22 protein-coding genes are annotated in these 20,544 nt (G+C 67.8%); 11 read left to right on the top strand and 11 right to left on the bottom strand.

From position 1 onward, the window contains the following. The first annotated feature begins 15 nt into the window (after positions 1–15). Both D892_RS0113265 and D892_RS0113260 read left to right on the top strand, forming a co-directional pair. Positions 16–480 (top strand): hypothetical protein, encoded by a 465-nt coding sequence (locus tag D892_RS0113265; RefSeq protein ID WP_024801697.1) that lies wholly within the window; start codon positions 16–18, stop codon positions 478–480. Then, positions 477–1,778 carry a cytochrome P450 gene (locus D892_RS0113260; protein WP_024801696.1) on the top strand — a complete coding sequence of 434 codons (1,302 nt, stop codon included), beginning with the start codon at positions 477–479 and terminating at the stop codon, positions 1,776–1,778. The genes D892_RS0113265 and D892_RS0113260 overlap by 4 nt, the downstream gene beginning before the upstream one ends. Before the next feature lie 115 nt (positions 1,779–1,893). On the opposite strand, the gene D892_RS0113250 is transcribed toward D892_RS0113260, so the two are convergent. Beyond that, positions 1,894–2,544, bottom strand: coding sequence for a TetR/AcrR family transcriptional regulator (locus D892_RS0113250; protein WP_024801695.1), 651 nt, complete (start codon positions 2,542–2,544; stop codon positions 1,894–1,896). 146 nt (positions 2,545–2,690) lie between these two features. Here D892_RS0113250 and D892_RS0113245 point away from each other — a divergent pair, with 146 nt between their 5' ends. Together D892_RS0113245 and D892_RS0113240 are read left to right on the top strand one after the other, a co-directional pair. Next, on the top strand, positions 2,691–3,215 hold the full coding sequence (locus D892_RS0113245) for a hypothetical protein (RefSeq protein ID WP_024801694.1): 525 nt from the start codon (positions 2,691–2,693) through the stop codon (positions 3,213–3,215). 6 nt (positions 3,216–3,221) lie between these two features. Beyond that, positions 3,222–4,463, top strand: coding sequence for a cytochrome P450 (locus D892_RS0113240; protein ID WP_024801693.1), 1,242 nt, complete (start codon positions 3,222–3,224; stop codon positions 4,461–4,463). Between the two features lie 36 nt (positions 4,464–4,499). On the opposite strand, the gene D892_RS0113235 is transcribed toward D892_RS0113240, so the two are convergent. After that, positions 4,500–5,147 carry a TetR/AcrR family transcriptional regulator gene (locus D892_RS0113235; RefSeq protein WP_024801692.1) on the bottom strand — a complete coding sequence of 216 codons (648 nt, stop codon included), beginning with the start codon at positions 5,145–5,147 and terminating at the stop codon, positions 4,500–4,502. A 109-nt stretch (positions 5,148–5,256) separates the two neighbouring features. On the opposite strand from D892_RS0113235, the gene D892_RS0113230 reads away from it, so the two are divergent. The 3 genes from D892_RS0113230 to D892_RS0113220 all read left to right on the top strand — a co-directional run bounded on the left by D892_RS0113230 (position 5,257) and on the right by D892_RS0113220 (position 8,133). Beyond that, complete coding sequence (locus D892_RS0113230; protein WP_024801691.1) at positions 5,257–6,312, top strand: medium chain dehydrogenase/reductase family protein; 1,056 nt, start codon at positions 5,257–5,259, stop codon at positions 6,310–6,312. 778 nt (positions 6,313–7,090) lie between these two features. Beyond that, the gene (locus tag D892_RS0113225; protein WP_024801690.1) at positions 7,091–7,675 is read left to right on the top strand and encodes a hypothetical protein; all 585 of its coding nucleotides are present in this window, start codon (positions 7,091–7,093) and stop codon (positions 7,673–7,675) included. Between the two features lie 47 nt (positions 7,676–7,722). Continuing rightward, the gene (locus tag D892_RS0113220) at positions 7,723–8,133 is read left to right on the top strand and encodes a Dabb family protein (RefSeq protein ID WP_024801689.1); all 411 of its coding nucleotides are present in this window, start codon (positions 7,723–7,725) and stop codon (positions 8,131–8,133) included. A 104-nt stretch (positions 8,134–8,237) separates the two neighbouring features. Here D892_RS0113220 and D892_RS0113215 read toward each other — a convergent pair whose 3' ends face one another. The 3 genes from D892_RS0113215 to dcd all read right to left on the bottom strand — a co-directional run bounded on the left by D892_RS0113215 (position 8,238) and on the right by dcd (position 10,473). After that, positions 8,238–9,200: a hypothetical protein gene (locus tag D892_RS0113215; RefSeq protein WP_156959499.1), complete on the bottom strand. Its 963-nt coding sequence runs from the start codon at positions 9,198–9,200 to the stop codon at positions 8,238–8,240. 432 nt (positions 9,201–9,632) lie between these two features. Further along, positions 9,633–9,761 carry a hypothetical protein gene (locus D892_RS49160; RefSeq protein ID WP_255360220.1) on the bottom strand — a complete coding sequence of 43 codons (129 nt, stop codon included), beginning with the start codon at positions 9,759–9,761 and terminating at the stop codon, positions 9,633–9,635. Between the two features lie 133 nt (positions 9,762–9,894). After that, positions 9,895–10,473 (bottom strand): dCTP deaminase, encoded by a 579-nt coding sequence (gene dcd, locus D892_RS0113205; protein ID WP_024801687.1) that lies wholly within the window; start codon positions 10,471–10,473, stop codon positions 9,895–9,897. A gap of 236 nt (positions 10,474–10,709) precedes the next feature. On the opposite strand from dcd, the gene sigK reads away from it, so the two are divergent. Then, the gene (gene sigK, locus D892_RS0113200) at positions 10,710–11,384 is read left to right on the top strand and encodes an ECF RNA polymerase sigma factor SigK (RefSeq protein ID WP_024801686.1); all 675 of its coding nucleotides are present in this window, start codon (positions 10,710–10,712) and stop codon (positions 11,382–11,384) included. Continuing rightward, positions 11,377–12,117 carry an anti-sigma factor domain-containing protein gene (locus D892_RS0113195; RefSeq protein WP_024801685.1) on the top strand — a complete coding sequence of 247 codons (741 nt, stop codon included), beginning with the start codon at positions 11,377–11,379 and terminating at the stop codon, positions 12,115–12,117. Before sigK ends, D892_RS0113195 begins: the two co-directional genes overlap by 8 nt. A gap of 125 nt (positions 12,118–12,242) precedes the next feature. Here the strand turns inward: D892_RS0113195 and D892_RS0113190 are convergent, their stop codons facing one another. Both D892_RS0113190 and D892_RS0113185 read right to left on the bottom strand, forming a co-directional pair. Further along, the gene (locus tag D892_RS0113190) at positions 12,243–13,325 is read right to left on the bottom strand and encodes a DUF4185 domain-containing protein (RefSeq protein WP_024801684.1); all 1,083 of its coding nucleotides are present in this window, start codon (positions 13,323–13,325) and stop codon (positions 12,243–12,245) included. A 189-nt stretch (positions 13,326–13,514) separates the two neighbouring features. Further along, positions 13,515–15,341 (bottom strand): acyl-CoA dehydrogenase, encoded by a 1,827-nt coding sequence (locus tag D892_RS0113185; protein WP_024801683.1) that lies wholly within the window; start codon positions 15,339–15,341, stop codon positions 13,515–13,517. A 192-nt stretch (positions 15,342–15,533) separates the two neighbouring features. Between D892_RS0113185 and D892_RS0113180 the strand changes: the two genes are divergently transcribed. Further along, positions 15,534–16,139 (top strand): alpha/beta family hydrolase, encoded by a 606-nt coding sequence (locus D892_RS0113180; RefSeq protein ID WP_024801682.1) that lies wholly within the window; start codon positions 15,534–15,536, stop codon positions 16,137–16,139. Between the two features lie 20 nt (positions 16,140–16,159). Here D892_RS0113180 and D892_RS0113175 read toward each other — a convergent pair whose 3' ends face one another. The 4 genes from D892_RS0113175 to D892_RS0113160 all read right to left on the bottom strand — a co-directional run bounded on the left by D892_RS0113175 (position 16,160) and on the right by D892_RS0113160 (position 19,779). Then, entirely contained in the window at positions 16,160–16,870 is a 711-nt protein-coding gene (locus tag D892_RS0113175; protein WP_024801681.1) for a bifunctional 2-polyprenyl-6-hydroxyphenol methylase/3-demethylubiquinol 3-O-methyltransferase UbiG, read from the bottom strand. Positions 16,871–16,898: 28 nt separating this feature from the next. Then, positions 16,899–18,005, bottom strand: a complete 1,107-nt coding sequence (locus D892_RS0113170; protein ID WP_024801680.1) for a DUF4185 domain-containing protein — start codon at positions 18,003–18,005, stop codon at positions 16,899–16,901. 181 nt (positions 18,006–18,186) lie between these two features. Next, the gene (locus D892_RS0113165; RefSeq protein WP_024801679.1) at positions 18,187–18,948 is read right to left on the bottom strand and encodes a crotonase/enoyl-CoA hydratase family protein; all 762 of its coding nucleotides are present in this window, start codon (positions 18,946–18,948) and stop codon (positions 18,187–18,189) included. Between the two features lie 45 nt (positions 18,949–18,993). Continuing rightward, the gene (locus tag D892_RS0113160; protein WP_036567008.1) at positions 18,994–19,779 is read right to left on the bottom strand and encodes an alpha/beta fold hydrolase; all 786 of its coding nucleotides are present in this window, start codon (positions 19,777–19,779) and stop codon (positions 18,994–18,996) included. A gap of 192 nt (positions 19,780–19,971) precedes the next feature. Between D892_RS0113160 and D892_RS0113155 the strand changes: the two genes are divergently transcribed. Further along, positions 19,972–20,292: a hypothetical protein gene (locus D892_RS0113155; protein ID WP_024801677.1), complete on the top strand. Its 321-nt coding sequence runs from the start codon at positions 19,972–19,974 to the stop codon at positions 20,290–20,292. Positions 20,293–20,544: the final 252 nt, after the last annotated feature.

Raw genomic sequence — 20,544 nt, 5'->3', positions numbered from 1 at the left:
TCGAGGAGACAGGCTATGAGCGACATCGGCGCTGTTATCGGCGACCATTCCGGGCGCGCGCACACCGTGCTGCGCTACGCCCAGGTGGTCGAGCAATTGGTCACCGCCGCGAAACAACCCGGCTTCGGCGCGGACGGCTGGGCACCGCTCGCCGAACTGGTCGACACCGGAAACTTCGTGCGGGTCGGCAATTTCAAGGAGGTGATGACCTGGGCGGAGTACACCGCATTCCTGACCGGCTGGGCTCCCTCGGCGCAGTGGGACTGCACGTTCAAGCGGATCACCGAACACGGCGACGTGGTGTTCCTCGAACTCGAAGAACGCAGCGCCATAGGCGATTTCACCAGCGTGGTGAACTCGATGAGCGTCTACGAGTTCGACGCCGCGGGCAAGATCACGCACATCGACGTCTACCTGCAGATGGAACTGCCCAAGCCCGAAATGCTGGCCGCCTACGACGGAGCGGACATCGCGCAATGACCGACACCGGCCCCGCCCCCACCGACGTCGATGCGGTGGATTTCTTCCTCGACAACGATCTGCTGGGCGACCCGTACGACTACCTGGCGGCGCTGCGCGACCAGTGCCCGGTGCGCCGCGAAATTCACCACGGCGTCGTGATGGTGACCGGTCACCCCGAGGCGCTGGAGATCTACAACGACACCGGCAGTTTCTCCTCCTGCCTCTCGGTCACCGGACCGTTTCCGGGATTCCCGGTTCCGCTGGAGGGCGACGATGTCTCGGCCACGATCGCCGCGCACCGCGACGAGTTGCCCTTCAACGATCAGCTGCCCACCTTCGACCCGCCGGTGCACACGGCGCACCGTGCCCTGTTGTCGCGGATGATCACCCCGAAGCGCCTCAAGGAGAACGAGGACTTCATGTGGCGGCTGGCCGATCGCCGGTACGACACGGCCTTGTCCGGGGAGACCTGCGAATTCATCGCCGATTTCGCCTCACCGTTCGCGATGCTGGTGATCGCCGACCTGCTCGGGGTTCCCGAGGAGGACCACGCCGAGTTCGGCCGCGCGCTACTGACCGAGACGGGCACCATCGGCAGCAGCGACGGTGGCTCCCTGCATCATTCGCCGCTGAAATACCTGTATCAGAAGTTCGCCGCCTACATCGAGGACCGCCGCGCTCATCCGCGCGGCGACGTGTTGTCCGGGGTCGCCGCGGCCACATTCCCCGACGGGTCCACACCGGAGGTCATCGATGCCGTCCGGGTGGCGGCCAATCTGTTCGCCGCCGGGCAGGAGACCACGGTGCGGTTGCTGAGCGCGGCGGTGATGATGCTCGCCGAAGACCGAGACCTACAGACCCGCCTGCGCGCGGACCGATCGCTGATCCCGAACTTCATCGAGGAAACGCTGCGCTACGAGAGTCCGGTGCGCGGCGACTTCCGGCTCAGCAAGGTTCCGGTCGAGATCGGGGGCGTCGACATCGCGGCGGGCACCACCGTCATGCTCGTCAACGCCGCGATCAACCGCGACCCGCGCCGATTCGCCGACCCGGACGTCTTCGACGTCGACCGCGCCAACGCCCGCAGCCACGTCGCCTTCGGCCGCGGCCCGCACACCTGTCCGGGCGCACCGCTGGCGCGCACCGAGGCGAGAGTGAGCCTGGAGCGGCTGTTCGACCGCACGGCCGATTTCTGGATCGACGAAGATTTCCACGGTCCCGCCGGCGCCCGCCGCTACCGCTATCTGCCCACGTTCATCCTGCGCGGGCTGACCAGGCTGCACCTGAGATATCAACCGGCGGACAGTGTCTCGTGAATACGCTCGGTCTCGGGAATGCGCTCGGTCTCGGGAATACGCCCGGTCTCGGGAATACGCCCGCCGGTACCGGTCGGCGCGGTCCGCGGCGCCACCGGGCTCGAGCACCGGCCGGTTACCGCGCCCGCGGAGCCCGGGAGGTCTTCTTCCGCGCCGCCTCACCGGACGCCGCCGGGGCCACATTCGCCATCACCATCCGCAGATACGGCTCGTACAGGTCCTCATCGTCGATATGCCCGCTGATCGTGACGCCCTCGTTAGCCGCGAGCAACAGCCGCGCCAGATCGCGTGCGGGCATCAGCAGCCTGCCACCCAGCCGCTCCACGTGCGTGGTGATGTAGTCGGCGAGCGAATCGATCGTCTGCTCACGCTGATCGGCAAGCTTGGCCCGCGCCTCGGGATTGCGCAGCAGATACAGCGCGAACTCGTACCCCAGGGCGGCGCTGTCGGGGCCCGCGATCGTCAAATCACGCCATCGATCGGCGAACTTGCCGACATCGAGTTCCTCCACCCCGGCGAACGAGGCGATGACGACGTCGAAGCTTTCCAGGAGCCGCTGCCGATGACGCTCCAGGACCGCCAGGAACAGTTCCTCCTTACCCCCGAAATGCGAGTAGATCGCCCCGCGGGTGTACCCGGCGACCTCGGCGATGTCGTCGAGTGCCGCCCCACCGAAGCCCTGTTTGGCAAAGACCTCCTCGGCGGCGTCGAGCAGCACCGCACGGGTGTGCTCCAATCGCCGCTGCCGCGTCCATCGTTCCGCCATGACAGTCATTTTCGCAGGTCGCCGTTTCCGCGACAGTTCTACACCCGCCTCTTCTACACCTCCCCATCAAATATACACTCTTGTATCTCACATACGAACTTGTATAGTTACCGGTGGAGGGACGATCTCGAGTGAGGACACCCGCAATGAAGCTGGAAGACCGCATCGCCAAGCACCGCCGGATGGCCGAGAGCTACCGAGACAAATACGTCCTGCAGAAGGTCCAGCAGGGCGAGACCTACGACGAGTGGGAGTTCACCGACGACGCGGTCTACACCTCGCCGTACTTCGTCGCCGGGCAGGAGCTGGTCCTCAAAGATGTGGCCACGCACTGGGATACGGCCGCGACCATCGAGGCGAAGGCCTACGGGATCGTCTTCCCGGATTGGAAGCCGGTGGAATTCAAGGTCTGGCCGGCCGAGAACGGTTTCGTCCAGCGCTACCGCTGGGAGGGCACCAACGTGCACACCGGCAAGACGATGGGTTTCTATTCGATCAGCTTCGTCGAGACCAACGAGGACGCCCAGATCGTGCACTGGTCGACCTATGTGAACGACGACGAGTACGGCCCGTTCCTGGAGGCGGCCATCGGCGCCCGCGGCCCCTTCCACGGCGACGACTACATGCAGGCCCTGGCCCGCCACTTCGAAAAGCACGGCCTGTCGTTCTGAGACGCCATGACGGTCACCGACGAGTTGTACTACGACCCTTGGCATGCCGAGCTGAATGCCGACCCCTACCCGATGTTCGAGCGGTTACGCGAGCAGGCACCGCTGTACTACAACCCGGTGCACGACTTCTACGCCCTGAGCCGCTTCGAGGACGTCAACCGCGTCCTCCTCGATCACCGGAGCTTCAGTTCGGCGCGCGGCGCGGTCCTCGAAATCATCAAGTCCGGGATGGAGATCCCCTCGGGCCTGGTGGTTTTCGAGGATCCCCCGATCCACGACATCCACCGCAAGCTGCTCTCGCGGGCGTTCACCCCACGGACGATCCGGGCGCTCGAGCCGAGGATCCGAGAGTTCACCGCCCGCTGCCTGGATCCGCTCGTCGGCGCCGGGCGCTTCGATTTCGTCACCCAGCTGGGAGCGGTGATGCCGCTGCGCGTGGTCGGCATGCTGTTCGGCATCCCGGAGGACCATCAGCGCCGCGTACAGGAAGACGGCGACCGCTACGTCCGCACCGAGCGCGGCGGCCAGATGACCGACAACCCCGAGGGCACGCTCACCGACGGCCGGATCTTCGCCGATTTCATCGATTGGCGCGCCGGCCACCCCGCCGACGACCTGACCACCGAACTGCTCGACGCCGAATTCGAGGACGAGACGGGCACCGTCCGCAAGCTGCGCCGCGATGAGCTACTGATGTTCATGAACCTGGTGGCCGTCGCCGGCGCGGAAACCACCACCCGGCTCATCGGCTGGACCGGAAAGCTGTTGTCGGAGCATCCCGATCAGCGCCGCGCCCTGCACGCCGACCGATCGCTGCTTCCCGGCGCCATCGAGGAGATCCTGCGGTTCGAGCCGCCCGCGCTCCAGGCCGCGCGCCACGTCACTCGCGATGTCGAATTCCACGGCCACACCGTCCCGAGCGGTAGCGCACTCCTCACCCTGATCGGCGCGGCCAACCGCGACGAGCGCCGCTTCGGCCCCGACGCCGAAACCTTCGACACCACCCGCGAGCCCCGGCAAAATCTCACCTTCGGCATCGGGGCCCACTACTGCCTCGGAAATGCGCTGGCCCGCATGGAAGGCCGCATCGCCCTCGACGAAATCCTGAACCGCTTCCCCGACTGGGAGATCGACCTCGACGCGGCCGTCTTCTCGTCGTCCTCGACCGTGCGCGGATGGGACAGCATGCCCGCCCGTATCCCCTCCCGCGAGACCACTCCGGTGGGCGAGGGACGGAGCCGCCCGTAGCCCGGCGACCGGCTCCGGCAGGCTGTCGGATGCGAGTTACGTTGTGGCACTGGTGAAGTGCGCGAGCGGCAGGATGATTCGTTCGGCGATATCCGGCGGCCAGCGGAAATTGGGGGCGGCCAGCCGCTGGTGCGCGAGCCCGTGCAGGCCGATCCACAGCGCTACCGCGTCGGAGAAAGGATCGGTACTGGTTGCGCAGCCGGCGGCGACGCAGCTCGCGAGGGCTTCGGCGAGCCGCCGCATACTGTCCTGTCCGAGCGTTGCCACATCCTCCGCGGCCACGGAACTCGTGTTCACATCGGGTGTCCAGAGTCCGCCGAACATGGTGCGGTAGCGGCCCGGGTGGGCTTGCGCGTAATCGAGGTAACCGTGACACACGGCCATCAGCCGTGCGCGGGGCGCATCGCCGGCGGCATCCATGGCGGTGCGCAATTGCTCGTCCAGTTCCGTGAAGGCGTTGCGCACCACGGCCAGCATGATGGCGGGCTGGTCGGGGAAGTGGCGGTAGATCGACGGTGCGGCGATCCCGACGCGGCGGGCGACCGAACGCAGGGTGATGGCGTTCTCGTCACCGGCCTCGTCGAGCATGTCGGCCGCCGTCGTCACGATCTCCTCCCGCAGGCGACCACCCTGTCCGCGGCGATTGCGAACGCGGGTCTGCATCGTTGACGTGTCGTCTCCCATGCCCTCACCTTACGCCTCAAAACTTACAGGCGTTAGCTCTTGCATCAAACGGGTAACAGTCGTAACCTTACGGCCGTAAGTTGAGCTTGATCGAGCGATCGGAACCACCATGGACAACAACATCGTCACGACCGGCGTCACCGAGATCGTCCTGCCGGACAAGGTCGAACCGGACGGTCTACAGGTCGCCGTCCGCGACCTCCCGGCACCGGTCGCGGGCCAGGTCGTGCTGCGCATGGAGGCGACCGGCGTGTCGTTCGCCGAACAGCAGATGCGCCGCGGCAAGTACTTCGACCAGCCGCCGTTTCCCTTCGTGCCCGGCTACGACCTTGTCGGCACCGTGACCGCCGTCGGCCCCGGCGCCGACACCGCGCTCATCGGCCGCCGGTTCGCCGCGATCACCAAGACGGGCGCCTGGGCCGACCACGTACTCGTCGACGCCGCCGACCTGTTGCCCGTGCCGGACGGCTTGGATCCGGCGGCCGTCGCGACCGTGCTGATCAACGGGATCACCGCGTGGCAGATGCTGCACCGCACGGCCGAGGCCCGCCCCGGCGGAACCGTCGTCGTGCTGGGCGCCAACGGTGGTGTCGGATCGACACTCGTGCAGCTGGCGCGGCATGCCGGGATGACGGTCATCGGCACCGCGGCGGCGCGCCACCACGACACGGTGCGCGAGCTGGGCGCCACCCCGGTCGACTACCGCGCCCCGGACATGTACGACCGGATCCGGAAGATCGCACCGGACGGCGTGGATGCGGTGTTCGACCACATCGGTGGCCCCGGCGTGGCGCAGTCGTGGCGGCTGCTGCGCCGCGGCGGCACGCTGGTGTCCTACGGCACGGCCGCGACCAAGGACGAGGACGGCAACTCGCAACTGCCGGTACTGAAGCTGTTCGCACAGCTCGCGGCATGGAACTCCCTGCCCAACGGCAAGTCCGCCCACTTCTACAGCTTCTGGGCGGGTCGGCGCTGCCAGGAAACCTTCCAGCGCCGGCTGCGCGAGGACCTCACCCGGGTACTGCGGTTGGTCGCCGACGGCGCCCTCACACCGCAGATCGCCGCGCGGTTCCCCCTATCGGAAGCCGCCTCGGCGCTGAAGCTCGCCGAATCCCGAACCGTCACCGGCAAAGTCGTCATCGTCCCGGACACACGCCGGCCCTGAACACGGCCGCCGCACCGCGCCCACACCCTCGCCGACCTCGGCCGGACACACACCCTCATCGGCGAACCCATGGATGACCATACCTACCCGGCCACGACACCGGAAGGCCGGCTGCGCCGCAGATACCGGACCGACCGACCCACGCCAACTCCCGTCCAGCACGACTTCCGATAAGCCGACCGCACCAACTTTCCCTGCCCACAATGCTTTTCATCGGCTGTCGCCTGACATCCCAGCCCACAAGGCTTTGCGCATCGGCCTGCCGCGCCAGCTCTCCCCACCTGCAAGGCGTTCCATCAGCCGTCACCCAACCTTTCCTACCCACCAGGCTTTTTCGCATCAGCCAACTGAGCCAACCCTCGCCGCCGACAAGGTTTCGCATCAGCCGCCCGGCCCGGCTCCCTGCCTGCAAGGTTTCGCATAGGAAGCCCAAACCATTGGCCAACAAAGCTTTTCGCATAGGCAACTGAGCCGACCCTCGCCGTCCGCAAGGTTCGCATTGGCCGACGCCCCGCTCTTCCGCCTCCACGCCTTCCCCCTCAGCCGACCCTCGCAAATTCCCCTGACCTGCACAGGGTCTCACCGAAACACAATCCGCTCTGTACTCCCACATCCCCCACGACCGACCGGCATCGTCCAGCCGATATCCGCCCTACTTCGCGTGAGTTCGCATCCCACCCGGCCCGCCTGCGAGCTCCTTCCCTCACTGCCCCAACCGATATCGCCCCGACTCTCTGTCCATCACCCACGTGCACACGCATCCCCAGGAGAATCCACAATGACCACCACCCTCGCCGTCCCCCCCGAAGCCCCCACCACCCGGATCGACAACCGCGCCACCTACATCGGCTTCGGACTCGCCTACGTCGTCGGGCACGGCAGCGCGGCACTCTCCCGAGGCACCGACCCCCTGGTCGACCTGCCTCAGTGGCTGCCGACAGCTCTGCTGTTCATCGGCCTCGCGGCCGGCACCGTGTGCGCCACCGTCGCCGCCCTCCGCGCCCAGCGCGACGCCGAGGGGGGCGAACTCCTCAGCGCCAGACTCCTCGGCTTCGCCTGGATCGTGGGCTTCGGCGCCCTGTTCCTGGCCATCACCGGCCTCACCTCCACCGTCGACGCCCCCGACCTGGCCAACCTGCTCTGGCCCGCCGGTTCCGGCCTCATCGTCGGCCTGATCTACGTCGCCGAGGGAGCCCACCGCCGCAACGTCCTGCACTACAGCCTCGGCACCTGGCTCGCGCTGATCTCCACCTCCGCGTTCTTCTTCAGCGCCCCTGTCTTCTTCTGGATCCTGGCCGTCCTCGGCGGTGGCGGGTACGCCGTCGCCACCGTCCTCGAACGCCGCCGCCTCGCCTGCGCCTGATTCACCCCGAAGACCGCTCCCACACACACCCGAAAAGGAGAAAAACCATGATCCACCACGGCATTCGCATGAAGCTCCGGAAAGATGTCACCCCCGAACAGTTCGACGAGGCTCTGGAATGCCTCAGGGAACAGGGGTCCATCCCAGCAGTGTCGTCGTTCGTCTTCGGCCCCGAGTACAACAGCGACTTCGACTGGAGCGCCATCTTCGCCCTGGAAGACCTGGACGCGTACTGGGATTACCTCGTCCACCCACTGCACGTGAAGTCGGAGCGGCTCGGCTTCCCCCTGATGGAGAAGTTCGAGAGCTTCGACATCTCCGACACCTCCGATCCCGCACTGGGCGCCGAGATCGCGGAGTTGCAGAAGCGGAACTACGACACCGACCCCGAACTCGCCGAACTCGTCTCGCGCCTGCCCTCCCACACCGGCAGCAGCGCCCTGCCGCACGCCGGTTGACGGGGCGGCGGGCAGGTGGTTCGAGCCGACAGGAACCGGGCGCGGCAGCCGATCTCATCGATCGGCGGCCGCGCCCCGGCTCGTGGCGTGCGGGGAAGTGACCGCTACGGCCGAGGTTCCTGTCGGCCGAATGCCGTGCGGCGGACCGTGATTCCGAAGGCGAGGCCGGCGAGTAGCAGGTCGAAGGCCAGTCCGGCAGGCCAGATCGGTGGACCCGGATACCAGGACATGTCCCGTCCGGGCGAGTCGGGCAGCTTGGGCCGAAAGTCGTCCTCGGTCAACGGGTACCGCGCCGAGCGGATCCATCGGGAGACGCTGCCGAGCGGGTCGGTCGGATACCGTCCGGACACGGCCGGTGACCGAGCGGCGTCGGACAAGACAACCACCGGATTGGGCGCCATCACCCACCAGATCCGATCCGTACTGTCCGCGCAGAAGGTGACGTCGTGCGACATCCGGCAGCCCGGCTCCGCCGGCTCGGGGCAGGGCCGTGAATCGCCGCTCACGGTGACCCAGTGGAAGGTGGCCAGCGCGGTACCGAAGAACACCACGGCCGTGCCCACCGTCAGCACGGAGGCCGACACGTACGTCCACACCCCGGCCCGCCTCGGACTGCGACAGACAGCCGAAAAGCATTGCGCTACAGCACAAACAACTCCGGCTATCGTCGCCACGACCACCATCGCCAGCGCGGCCCGAGCGACGGTGACCTCTCCGCTCAGCAGGCAGACGACCACCAAAGGCAACGCGGTGGACAGCAGAACCAGGCAATACCCGTAACCCGCCAGCAGCCGCCCGGCCGCGACGGCAAACCCCGGCAGGTCCGCATCCCCGGCCTCGCCGAGCCGGAAACGCACCACCAGGGCGGGCACCACCACCAACACCAGGCCCAGCTCCGTCAGCATCAGCCCGCCGAACAGCGCAACCTCCGGCGGCTTCTCCTTCTGCGCCACCAACAGTCGCCACAGCACGACCATGACCACCAGCGACACCGTGAACCACCCCAGCGGCAGCCGCCACCCGACCACCCGCCGGAACTCCCGGGCAGCGACCGATCCAATACCCATCGACCCCAACATTTCCCCCACACAGATTCGCTCGGATTGAAGCCCCCCGCACCCTACGACCGCACCATCAATGAACCCAGTTCGGCCACCAGTCGATTCGGCACAACCCAACGGGCACACCAGCACAGACACACACGAGTGACGGTGCAGCACGGCGACCGCTGCGGACAGACATTCTCGTCGTCAACGCAAGAGAGCGGCGAGCACATCGGGCACGCTGAAACGCCGATCGTTCTTACGCGGATCAGATCCCTCAGCTACGTAGCCGAGAGTGCGGCATCTTGCGCGAAGGACGCCTGGTCCGCCCCCGAGCTGGTGCACAGCCGACCAGCGACCGCGGCAATCAGCTGCGCAGGTACCCTCGCCTGGACCGCCTCGGCATCGAAGCGCAGGACGAAACCCGGCGCACACGACCGTATTCGGGCACAGTCGTCAGCGCAGCAGAATGGCGAGCACCTCGGGCGCGCCGAAGCGGCGATCGTAGGAGCTGTCTCCGTGCTGCCCGAGGACACCGGCGTCCACGAGCTGCCCGACGAGCCGGTTGGCTCGGGTGTACGTCACCCCGAGGTGCCGGCCGACCTGCAAATCTGTGCGGCCACCCACCTCGACCGCATCGAGGAATGGCTGAACTCCTGGAGGACCGATGCCGGATGCCGCGAGGCCGATCGAATGAGCACCCTTGCTCGCGTCACCCCTACGACCCGCTCGGCGACGCGAAGTTCAGGTACGCCCGCGACGGTGTCGGCCCGCGCTGACCCTGATACTTCGATCCCACCGCACCGCTGCCGTACGGATTCTCCGCCGGGCTGGTCAACCGGAACAGGCACAGCTGACCTATCTTCATGCCCGGCCACAGAGTTATCGGGAGGTTCGCGACGTTCGACAGCTCCAGCGTGATGTGGCCGCTGAAGCCCGGATCGATGAAACCGGCCGTGGAGTGCGTGAGCAGCCCCAGCCGGCCCAGGCTCGACTTGCCCTCCAGCCGACCGGCCAGATCGTCGGGCAGGGTGCACACCTCGAGCGTCGACCCGAGCACGAACTCGCCCGGATGGAGGACGAACGGCTCCCCGTCGGCGGGCTCGACCAGGGTGGTCAGCTCGTCCTGCCGCTGCGCCGGATCTATGTGGGTGTAGCGAGTGTTGTTGAACACCCGGAACATCCGGTCCAGCCGGACATCGACGCTCGACGGCTGGACCAGCTTCTCCTCGAACGGTTCCAGCGCGAGACGCCCCGTGGCCAGCTCGGCACGAATGTCGCGATCGGAAAGCAGCACGTACTGAGCCTACTGACCCGGTCGGCCCAGGGCGGCTCGGGCCGGTTGCCGGCACTCCGGTGCGGCCGCCGCCACCGAAACGGACGTCACAGTCGGCCCGGCTCGCCGGGCATTCGGCCGGTCCGTGGTGCGGCCGAATCGATCACCGGCGCAAAACTTTGTGAGATTCTCGGCCGAATCACCAATCCGCGCGCGGGAGCATGTCGAAGACCTTGCCATGGAGGCAGGAGGAGCCCATGACCGATGATCCGGGAATCGTCTCGCTACGGCTCCACGATGGCGCCCCGCCGGATACCGCCGACCCGGCCCCGTCATGTCCGGTTCCCGGTCCCGACGGCGACGGGAACGAGGGTGGACAGCGGGAATTGCGCCTCCTGCTGGACGCGACCGGAACCGGAGACCGGGACGCGTTCACGCGGTTCTACCGAGCCACCAATCCCCGGGTGTTCGGTCTGGCGCTGCGGATAGTGCGCAACCGCACCGCCGCGGAGGAGATCACCCAGGAGGTGTATCTACAGGTCTGGTCGACGGCCTACCGCTTCGACCCGAAACGCGCGACACCGATCGGCTGGCTGATGATGATCGCCCACCGGCGCGCGGTCGACCGGGTCCGCACCGAGAAGACCGCCTTCCACCGAGACACGGTCTACGGCCATACCCATCTGGGCCGCGACCACGACGTGGTCGAGGAGACGGTCGGCCAGCAGTTGGAGGAGCAGGCCGTGGTGCACTGTTTGGACACCTTGACCAGCACCCAGCGCGAGGCGGTCGCGCTGGCCTATTACAGCGGCCGGACCTACCGCGAGGTCTCCCAGCACCTGGATGTCCCGTTGGCGACGATCAAGAGCCGCATCCGGGACGCACTCAAACGGCTGCACACTTGCCTGTCGGGAGCGGTCTCCCATGCCTGACACCACACGTCCCGATGATGCACTGCTGGAACTGGCCTATCCGTACGCGCTCGACGCCGTCACCGATCCGGAACGCCGCACGATCGAACGACGCCTCGCCACCTCCGATCCCGAGACGAGCCACGACTTCGACGAGATCGTGCACGATGTGCGCGAGGCGATGGGCTCGCTGGCGATCCTCGACGCCCAGGCCGCACCGCCGGAGGTGGAGGCGCGGATTCTGGCCCGCCTCGACGACAGCCCGGCTCGGGGCGACCGGTCCGGCCCGATTCCCCTCGCCCGGCGATATCGACGGCTCCGCTGGGTGGCCGCGGCGGCAGCGGCCGTGGCCGCGGTGGCCGTCTGTGTCGGCGTGCTCACCGACCGGGCCGGCGAGCATCCGCCGAACCCGACCGCCGCGGAAAACATCCTGCGCCAACCGGACACCCGCGCGACGACCGCAGCCCTGAGCACCGGGGGGAACATGACCGTGCATGCCTCGCCCGGCCTGGGAGCCGCCCTGGTGTCCTTCGAGACCGTCCCGGGCCCACCGGCGGGCCGCGTCTACCAGCTCTGGCTGGTGCCGCCGGAGGGACAGCCGCAGTCGGCCGGGGTACTCACCCGGTTACCCACGCCGACAACACCTTTGGTGACGAAGATCGCGACCACCGGCAAACTCGCGGTCACGATCGAGCCGGACGGGGGTTCGACGGCCCCGACCACGGAGCCCCTCGGTGCCGTAGCGCTCGGCTGACGGCGAATCCCCGGATCCCGCGAACACAGGCGCTGCGTCGCAGAATGACAGCACAGGGTCGGCAGGGCCGTTCAGCCTGTGCCGCAATACTGTTCAGTCCGTCGGCAGTGCAGAAGCCGCAGGGCCTACAGCCGGGTCCGCATCAGCACCACGTTGTACTGCTGGTGCTGGGTGACCAGGAAATACAGATCGCTTCCGGTCTGGTACGGGTAGATCATCGGCGCGTAGGCGCTGGGCAGCTCGCGGGTGTCGATGAGCACGCGCGGCGGGGTCCACGGGCCCTCCGGCGCCGGCGCCGTGCGCATCACCACGGAGTTCTGGGCGTCGGTGGTCGTCATGATGTATTGGCCGAGGTAGTCGTTCCACATCACCGACAGCTCGCCGGCGTCGCCGACGATCGGCTTGGCGGCGTTCACGTCCTTCGGCTTCCAGGCGCCGCCGTCCCAGTACTCGTAGGCGTCCATATTGGCGATGTCGGCTTCCTTGACGCGCGAGACGAAGCCGTCGTTGTTGCGCCCGGCCGGGGTGCCGTAGCGGTAGACATAACCGTCGGCCTTCATGAACGCGGTCTGCTGGAAGTTGTGGTCGCCGCCCTCGTCGGCGCGGCGGGTGTTGGGCAGCTGCGCCCAGGTCTGACCGCCGTCACCGGATACCGCCAGGGTGGAGAAGTTGGTGTCCCAGTGCCCGTTCGGGCCCCAGTCGCGCACCGACATCATGCTCATGTACTGCACGCCGCCCACCGAGATGCCGGCGGTCGGGATGAAACTGATCTCGATGCCCGGGATCTTCGGGCTGGGCAGCGGATTGTCGACGAAGCTCGTGTACTGGATGCCGCCACCGGGATTGGCACCGGCGGGGCTGCGGAACAGGACGTTGGACCGCCACGCCCATACGCTGCCCGCCAACAGGTTGGGCATGCCCAGGCCCGCGGTGTCGCCGTAGGCGGTCATCATCTGGCCGCGCCCGTCGTCCCACATGATGCCCAGATCGGTGCCGAGCACGTTGCTGTCCTGCGTGCGGTTGGGCGAGGCCATGCCCGTCATCTGGTAGACGGCCTGGGTCGCACCGTGCAGCTGCGGCAGCCCGTTCACGCCGTTGAGCCCCGGGAACGGATTGATGTTGTTGGGGTCTGCCCCGGCCGGCGATGCCGCCAGCGCTAGCAGCGCGACCGCCGCGCATGCTCCGGCAAGTGCAGGCAGTCGTTTCATGCTCCCGTTCCCCTTCCGATCGGTGACGCCGTGGGTATTGTGCCCCTTTCGCCCCCGCCAATGGGCGGTATGCGCCGGCAACATTAATCACATCGCTGTCACAGGTGTGGATCGTTACGACAACGAAGGCCCCGCAACCGGTGAATCCGATTGCGGGGCCTCGCGTTCGACGGCCGGATCAGCGCGGGATCAGAACGCCGCCTCGTCCAGCTCCATGATGTCGTTGTCGAGGTTCGACAGCACGGCGCGTGTCGCGGTCAGCTCCGGCAGCACGTTGCGGGCGAAGAACTGCGCGGTTGCCACCTTGCCCTGGTAGAAGGGCTCGGTGGAGCCGTTGTCCAGCGCCGCGATGGCGACCTCGGCCTGGTGCAGCAGCTGCCAGCCGATCAGCAGGTCGCCGACCGACAGCAGGAAGCGCACCGAACCCAGGCCGACCTTGTACAGCTCCTTCGTGTCCTCCTGGGCGGCCATCAGGTGGCCGGTCAGGGTGGCGGCCATGCCCTGCACGTCCTCCAGCGCGGTGGCCAGCAGCTTGCGCTCGGCCTTCAGCCGGCCGTTGCCGCCCTCGCGGTCGATGAACTTCTGGATCTCGCCGGCCACGTGGCCCAGGGCGACGCCCCGGTCGCGGGCGATCTTGCGGAAGAAGAAGTCCTGCGCCTGGATGGCCGTGGTGCCCTCGTACAGCGAATCGATCTTCGAATCGCGGATGTACTGCTCGATCGGGTAGTCCTGCAGGAAGCCCGAACCGCCCAGGGTCTGCAGCGACTCGGTCAGGTACTGGTAGGCCCGCTCGGAACCGACGCCCTTGACGATCGGCAGCAGCAGGTCGTTCACCCGAGCGGCCAGATCGGCGTCGGCGCCCGAAACCTGCTCGGCCACAACGGCATCCTGGTGTGCCGCGGTGTACAGGTACACCGCGCGCAGGCCCTCCGAGTACGCCTTCTGCAGGGCCAGGCTGCGGCGCACGTCCGGGTGGTGGGTGATGGTGACGCGCGGCGCGGACTTGTCGGTCATCTGGGTCAGGTCGGCGCCCTGCACGCGCTGCTTGGCGTACTCCAGCGCGTTCAGGTACCCGGTCGACAGGGTCGAAATGGCCTTGGTGCCCACCATCATTCGCGCGTGCTCGATCACCTCGAACATCTGCGCGATGCCGTCGTGCACCTCGCCGACCAGCCAGCCCTTGGCCGGGACGCCGTGGCCGCCGAAGGTGACCTCACAGGTGGCCGAGACCTTCAGGCCCATCTTGTGCTCGACGTTGGTGACGAATACGCCGTTGCGGTCGCCGAGCTCGCCCGTCTCGGGGTCGAAGTGGAACTTCGGCACGAAGAACAGCGACAGACCCTTGGTGCCCGGCTTCGCGCCCTCGGGGCGGGCCAGCACCAGGTGCATGATGTTCGGGAACAGGTCGTCGGAGTCGGCCGAGGTGATGAACCGCTTGACGCCCTCGATGTGCCAGGAGCCGTCCTCCTGCCGGACCGCCTTGGTGCGGCCGGCGCCGACGTCCGAGCCGGCATCCGGCTCGGTCAGCACCATGGTCGAACCCCAGCCCTGCTCGACGGCGATCTTCGCCCACTTCTTCTGCTCGTCGGTGGCGTTGTTGAAGAAGATGTTGGCGAAGCCCGGGCCGGCGGCGTACATGAACGCGGCCGGGTTGGCGCCGAGGACCAGCTCGGAGATGGCCCAATACGCGGAGCGCGGGAACCGGATGCCGCCCAGCTCCTCGGCCACGGCGTAGGAATCCCAGCCACCTTCCTGCAAGGTGCGGTAGCTCTTCTTGAACGACTCCGGCAGCGTGACGCTGTGGGTGTCGGGGTGGAACACCGGCGGGTTGCGGTCGGCGTCGGCGAACGACTCGCCCAGGGGACCCTCGGCGAGGCGGTTGACCTCGCTGATCATCTCCTTGACGGTGTCGGCGTCCAGGTCGCCGAACGCGCCGCTGTCCAGGATGGAACCCAGGCCCAGGACCTCGAAGAGGTTGAACTCCAGGTCGCGGACGTTGCTCTTGTAGTGACCCATTTTTCTCTCCGTTGAGGGTTGGTGCGGTCCGGTTGCGCCGTTCCCGCCCGTTGTCTCCACCCGGTAGCCGCCAGCCCGCTACTCACGGGTAACTTACACCGTATATTACCGGCGGGTAATGGCGCTTCCAAGGGCTGACCGACCTATGTGACGCGATGAACAGCCGGGCCGGGTGCCGGGTTACCGTTGGGCGTGCGCATCGACACGACTGCCGGGCCCGCGGACGTCGAATGGGACAAGCCCGCCGGCGCGACGTTCCTCCTGCTGCTGACCCACGGCTCGGGCGGCGGGGTCGACGCGAAGGACCTGCTGGCGGTGCGCGATTGCGCGGTCGGCCTGGGCGGCGCGGTGGCCCGGGTGACGCAGCCCTACCGGGTGGCCGGAAAGCGCGCGCCGGGCTCGGCGACCACGCAGGACGCGGCGTGGCTGGAGATCGTGACCGCATTGCGCAAGAAGGTCCGCGGTGTGCCGCTGATCCAGGGCGGACGCAGCAACGGCGCCCGCGTCGCCTGCCGCACGGCACTCGAGGCGAAGACGGAAGGCGTTGTGGCACTTTCCTTCCCGCTGCATCCACCGGGAAAGCCGGAGAAGACCCGCCGCGACGAACTACTCGCCGCCCGGCCCACCGATGTGCTGGTGATCAACGGCGCCCGCGACCCGTTCGGCATCCCCGACCCGTCCGACGCCGCCGAGGTGAAGGTAATCCCCAACCAACCCCACTCGTTCCGCAGCGGCTTCGACCTGATCACCGAAGCCGTCGAGCCCTGGCTACGCCGCTGGAGCACACCGGCGAACTGATCGGTCCGCCACCAACGCCCTCACGGCTCGGGAGTCTCCGGGGTGGTGGCCTGTTGTTCCAGGTCGGGGACGGTGCGGGTGGCCACGACCAGGGCGTCTACGGCGTTGCCCTGTTCGGTGGGGCGGAGGATTCGGTCGGCTACGCGGATGCGGACGTGGTCGCCGGCCTCGCCCAGGTCGGCCATGACGTCGTTCGGGGTGAACAGGATCGACGGGTCTCGGGGGCCGCCGTGGCCCTCGGTGAGGTTGGTGCTGTCGTGTCCGAGGACCAGCAGGGTGCCGCCGGGGGAGAGCAGGCCGGCCAGGCGCAGGAGGAGGGTGCGGCGCTGCTCGGCCGGGAGGTGCAGGTAGGCCAGCAGGATCAGCTCGAACGGGCCGGTGATGCCCGCCGCGTCCGGATCGGTGACGTCGGCGCACTGCCAGGTGAGGCGGCCGCGCACCGAGCGGGACAGGCGGGACGCGACCGTGCGGCCCTTGTCGATGCCGACCTGCGAGAAGTCCACCGCGTGCACCTGCCAGCCGTGCGTCGCCAGCCACAGCGCGTTGCGGCCCTCGCCGCAGGCGAGATCCAGCGCTCGCGGCAGGGCCGGGGGCTCCTCACCGGGCGCGTCGGGCTGTAGCGGGATCCGCCGCTCCAGCCCGAACACGTGCTCGACCACGGTGCCGTTCGGCGGTGCGCCCCACACCAATTCGCTCTGCGCGTAGCGCGCATCCCAGTCCGCCGCGTCCATGAGCCGAGTGTATGGGGAACCCGGCTTGCTACAGCCGGGTACGCATCAGCACCACGTTGTACTGGGTGTGCACGGTTGTGAGGAAGTACAGGTCGCGACCGGTCTGGTACGGGAAGATCGACGGCGCGTACGCGGTGGGCAACTCGCGGGTGTCGATCAGCACCTCGGGATCGCTCCACGGCCCCTCGGGCGCCGGGGCCTTCCGCAGCACCACGGAATTCGCCGGGTCGGTGGTCAGCATGACGTATTGCCCGAGGTAGTCGTTCCACATCACCGACAGTTCGCCGACCCCGCCCGCGATCGGCGCGGCCGCGTTCACGTCGCCCTCAACCCAGCGCCCGCCGTCCCAGTACTCGTATTCGCCGAGATTCTGGATGTCGTTGTCCCGCACCCGGGCGACGAACGCCTGCTGGTCGCGCCCCGACGGCGTGCCGTATTCGTAGACCCAGCCGCCGTCCTTCGCGAAGGCGTTCATCTGGAACTTCGCGTCGCCACCCTCGTTCGGACGCCGGGTGAAGCCGAGATCCGCCCACGTCTCGCCGTTGTCGGCGGAGGCCGCGAGGCCGGAGAAATTGGTCGTCCACTGGCCCGGCTCGTCCCAGCTCTGCACCGACATCAGGCTCATGTACTGCACGCCGCCCACCGAGATGCCCGCCGTGGGAATGCGGCTGATCTCGACGAACGGGATCTTCGGGCTGGGAATCAGATCGCGCGCCTGACCGAAGACGTCGCGCACCACGCTGTCGAAGAAGATGCCACCGGCCGGATCCTGGGTGTGGCTGCGCATCAGAATGTTGCTGCGCCAGGCCCAGTTGCTGCCCGACAGCAGGTTCGGCAGGCCGAGTCCGGCGGTGTCGCCGAAGGCGGTGAGCATCTCGCCCTTCTCGTTGTCCCACATGATGCCCAGATCGGTGCCGAGCACGTTGTAGTTCCCGGTGCCGTTCGGGCTGGCCAGGCCCGTCATCTGGAATACCGCGTGGGTGCGGCCCGGCAGCTGCGGCAGGCCGTTGGTGCCGTTCAGCACCGGAATCGGATTGATCGCATTCGGATTTGCCGCGGCCGGCGAGGTGACGGTGAGAAGCAAGGCCGAAGCACCCGCTATCGCGGACAGCAGGCTGGAGACGGTCCTGATCAAATCGGTGAGCCCTCCGGATTCGTGCCGAAGCGGGTGCGGCCCACCGGTTGTAGAGATTGTGATGCCGCACTCGATCATTCGACTGGCTGGCATAAGCGAGCAAATGCTAGCAGCGAATCTCGCCCGAACCGGTTTAGTTCACCTTGTTTCGGGGTAATTCATACGGCCTCGGTTCGAATTGTTATTTCTTCGACAGTGCCTGGCGCACGATCAACGGCAGCTGGGTCGCCCGCTCGATACCCAGCGTACGGCGCACGCCCGCATGCCAGCTGCGGTCGAACAGCCGCTTCGCGGCGGCCACGGCATGCGGCGGGCGGGCCGAGATCCGGTCGGCCAGCTTCTCCGCCGCCGCCACGGGATCGGCCGTCACCTCGGTGATCAGGCCGATCCGTTCGGCATAGCCGGCGTCCACCGGATCGGCGGTCATGGCCAGCAGCAGGGCCTTGTCGACGCCGATCAGGCGGGACAGCGTCGCGGCGCCGGTCATATCCGGGATCAGGCCGTGCTTGACCTCCATCACCGAGAAGTCGGCGTCGGGGGTGGCGAACCGAATGTCGGCGGCCAGTGCCAATTGCAGTGCGCCGCCGTAACAATGGCCGTGCACGGCCGCGATCACCGGCTGCGGCAACCGCCGCCACGCCCAGCACGCCTCCTGGAAGGTATTCGTGCCCAGCCACGGAATCGGCGCGAAATTGCGCACGACGGTCAGCGGATCGCCCAGGGCCTTCGCGATATCCAGGCCGCTGGAGAAGCTCGGGCCGTTGCCGGACAGGATCACCGCGCGGATGTCGTCGCGCCGGCCGATCGTCCGGGCGACCCGGACCAGATCGCTCAGCATGTCGACGGTCAGGCCGTTGTGTTTGCCGGGGCGGTCGAGGGCGACGTAGGCACGGTCGCCATCGATCGTCAGGGAAACGTTGACGGTCCGGGAAACGTTGCTCATCGCCGACCTCCTGTGGTCGTGATCGGCCGCCCACGAGGACGGGCCTCACTGCGGGCGCGCGCCCAGCTGGTCGCGGACGACCTGGGCACAGCGATCGGGATCATCGTAGAACGGGATGTGGCCGCTGCCCGGCAGCGTGATGTGGCGGGCGCCCGGGAGCCGGTCCCGGGCGCGGCGGCTCTGCGTGGCGTAGGTGAGCAGGATGTCGCGGCTACCCCAGGCGACCGTGACCGGGATGCGGTCGAGCCGGCCGCCGGCCGGCATCCGCGCACCGGCGAAAGAGGCCAGCGCGGAATCGAATCCGGGCGAGTCCATGGCACCGTCGGCCGTATCGAGGGCGACCGTGGCGTCGACCGCCCAGGGCTTGCCGAACACCAGGCCCAGCAACGCCGTTCGCCCCGCGGGCGTGCCGAGCAGCGCGGGCACCGCGGGACGCAGCAGCCGGCCCAGCGTCCTGGACCGCCCCAGCGCCTGCCGGCACCACACCCGGCCGGCGCCGGACCAGAATCCGATCGGCGAGAACGCGGTGACCGAGCCGGCCAGGCCCCGCGCGCCGAGCGCCAGCACGATCAGCCCGCCCATGGAGTTGCCCGCCAGATGCGGCCTCTCCAAGCCCTGCTCGGTGAGGAAGGCGGCGAGCGCGTCGGTCAGGGTGTCGACGGTGGTGTGCGCGAGCGGTTCGGAGTCGCCGAAACCGGGCAGGTCGACGGCGAATACCTCGAACGACCGCGCCAGCGTGTCGATGATCGGCTCCCACACCTGCCACCGGCTGCCGATGCCGTGCACCAGGACCAGCGGCTCGCCCGCACCGACTCGGTGATGGTTCAGCATGCTCTCAACTCCCGCGCCGGTGGTGGACGCGCCCACCCTAGCAATGATTGGCGTCGCGCCAACAGTTCCGCGAAACCCGCACGACCCTGGACCTTTGCGCCGCCGACTGTCCTCGAACCGCGCGATACGGCAGGATCACCACGGCGGTTGCGCCGCCGATAGACACACCGGATTGCGAGAATCGAGGAACCAGTGAGGATTTCGCTGATTGCCGCCGCGCTCGTCGCGCTGCCGTTGCTGGCGGGATGCGGCTCGGACGAGCCGAAGATCACCCAGGCGGACCTGTCCAAGGCCCTGCAGGACAGCGGACTCAAGGATGCCAAGATGGCCGACTGCGCGGCCAAGCACTATGTCGACCAGGGCATTTCGCAGGAGGGCCTGGAGATCATGACCAAGCCGGGCACCAACGCGCAGGCCGCCGATCCGGGCACGATGGGTATGAGCCAGGACGATGCCACCAAGGCCCATGCGGCGACCGAAGGGATCATGAAGGACTGCCTGAGCCCGAACTAGGAACCGGCGACTCCCCCTGTCGCACTTGTCCGGATATTTCCGGCCGAAAATGGCGTGAAGTTAGCTGGACACTCGCTAAGCTGGGCTCGTCTCGAGCGTGAGACACCACTGCAGAGGGCCGCGATTGCCCCCGCGGCCCGCTGCGGCACATATCCGGTGATTCCCCCGGGGGAGGACGATGCCTGGACTGATCGCTCCGAGGTCGCCTGCGGAGCAATTGCTTTCGGATATCCGCGCAGCTGGATACACCGT

It is taken from the genome of Nocardia sp. BMG51109, from assembly GCF_000526215.1.
Lineage (GTDB): Bacteria > Actinomycetota > Actinomycetes > Mycobacteriales > Mycobacteriaceae > Nocardia.
This window is presented reverse-complemented; position numbering and strand designations above follow the sequence as displayed.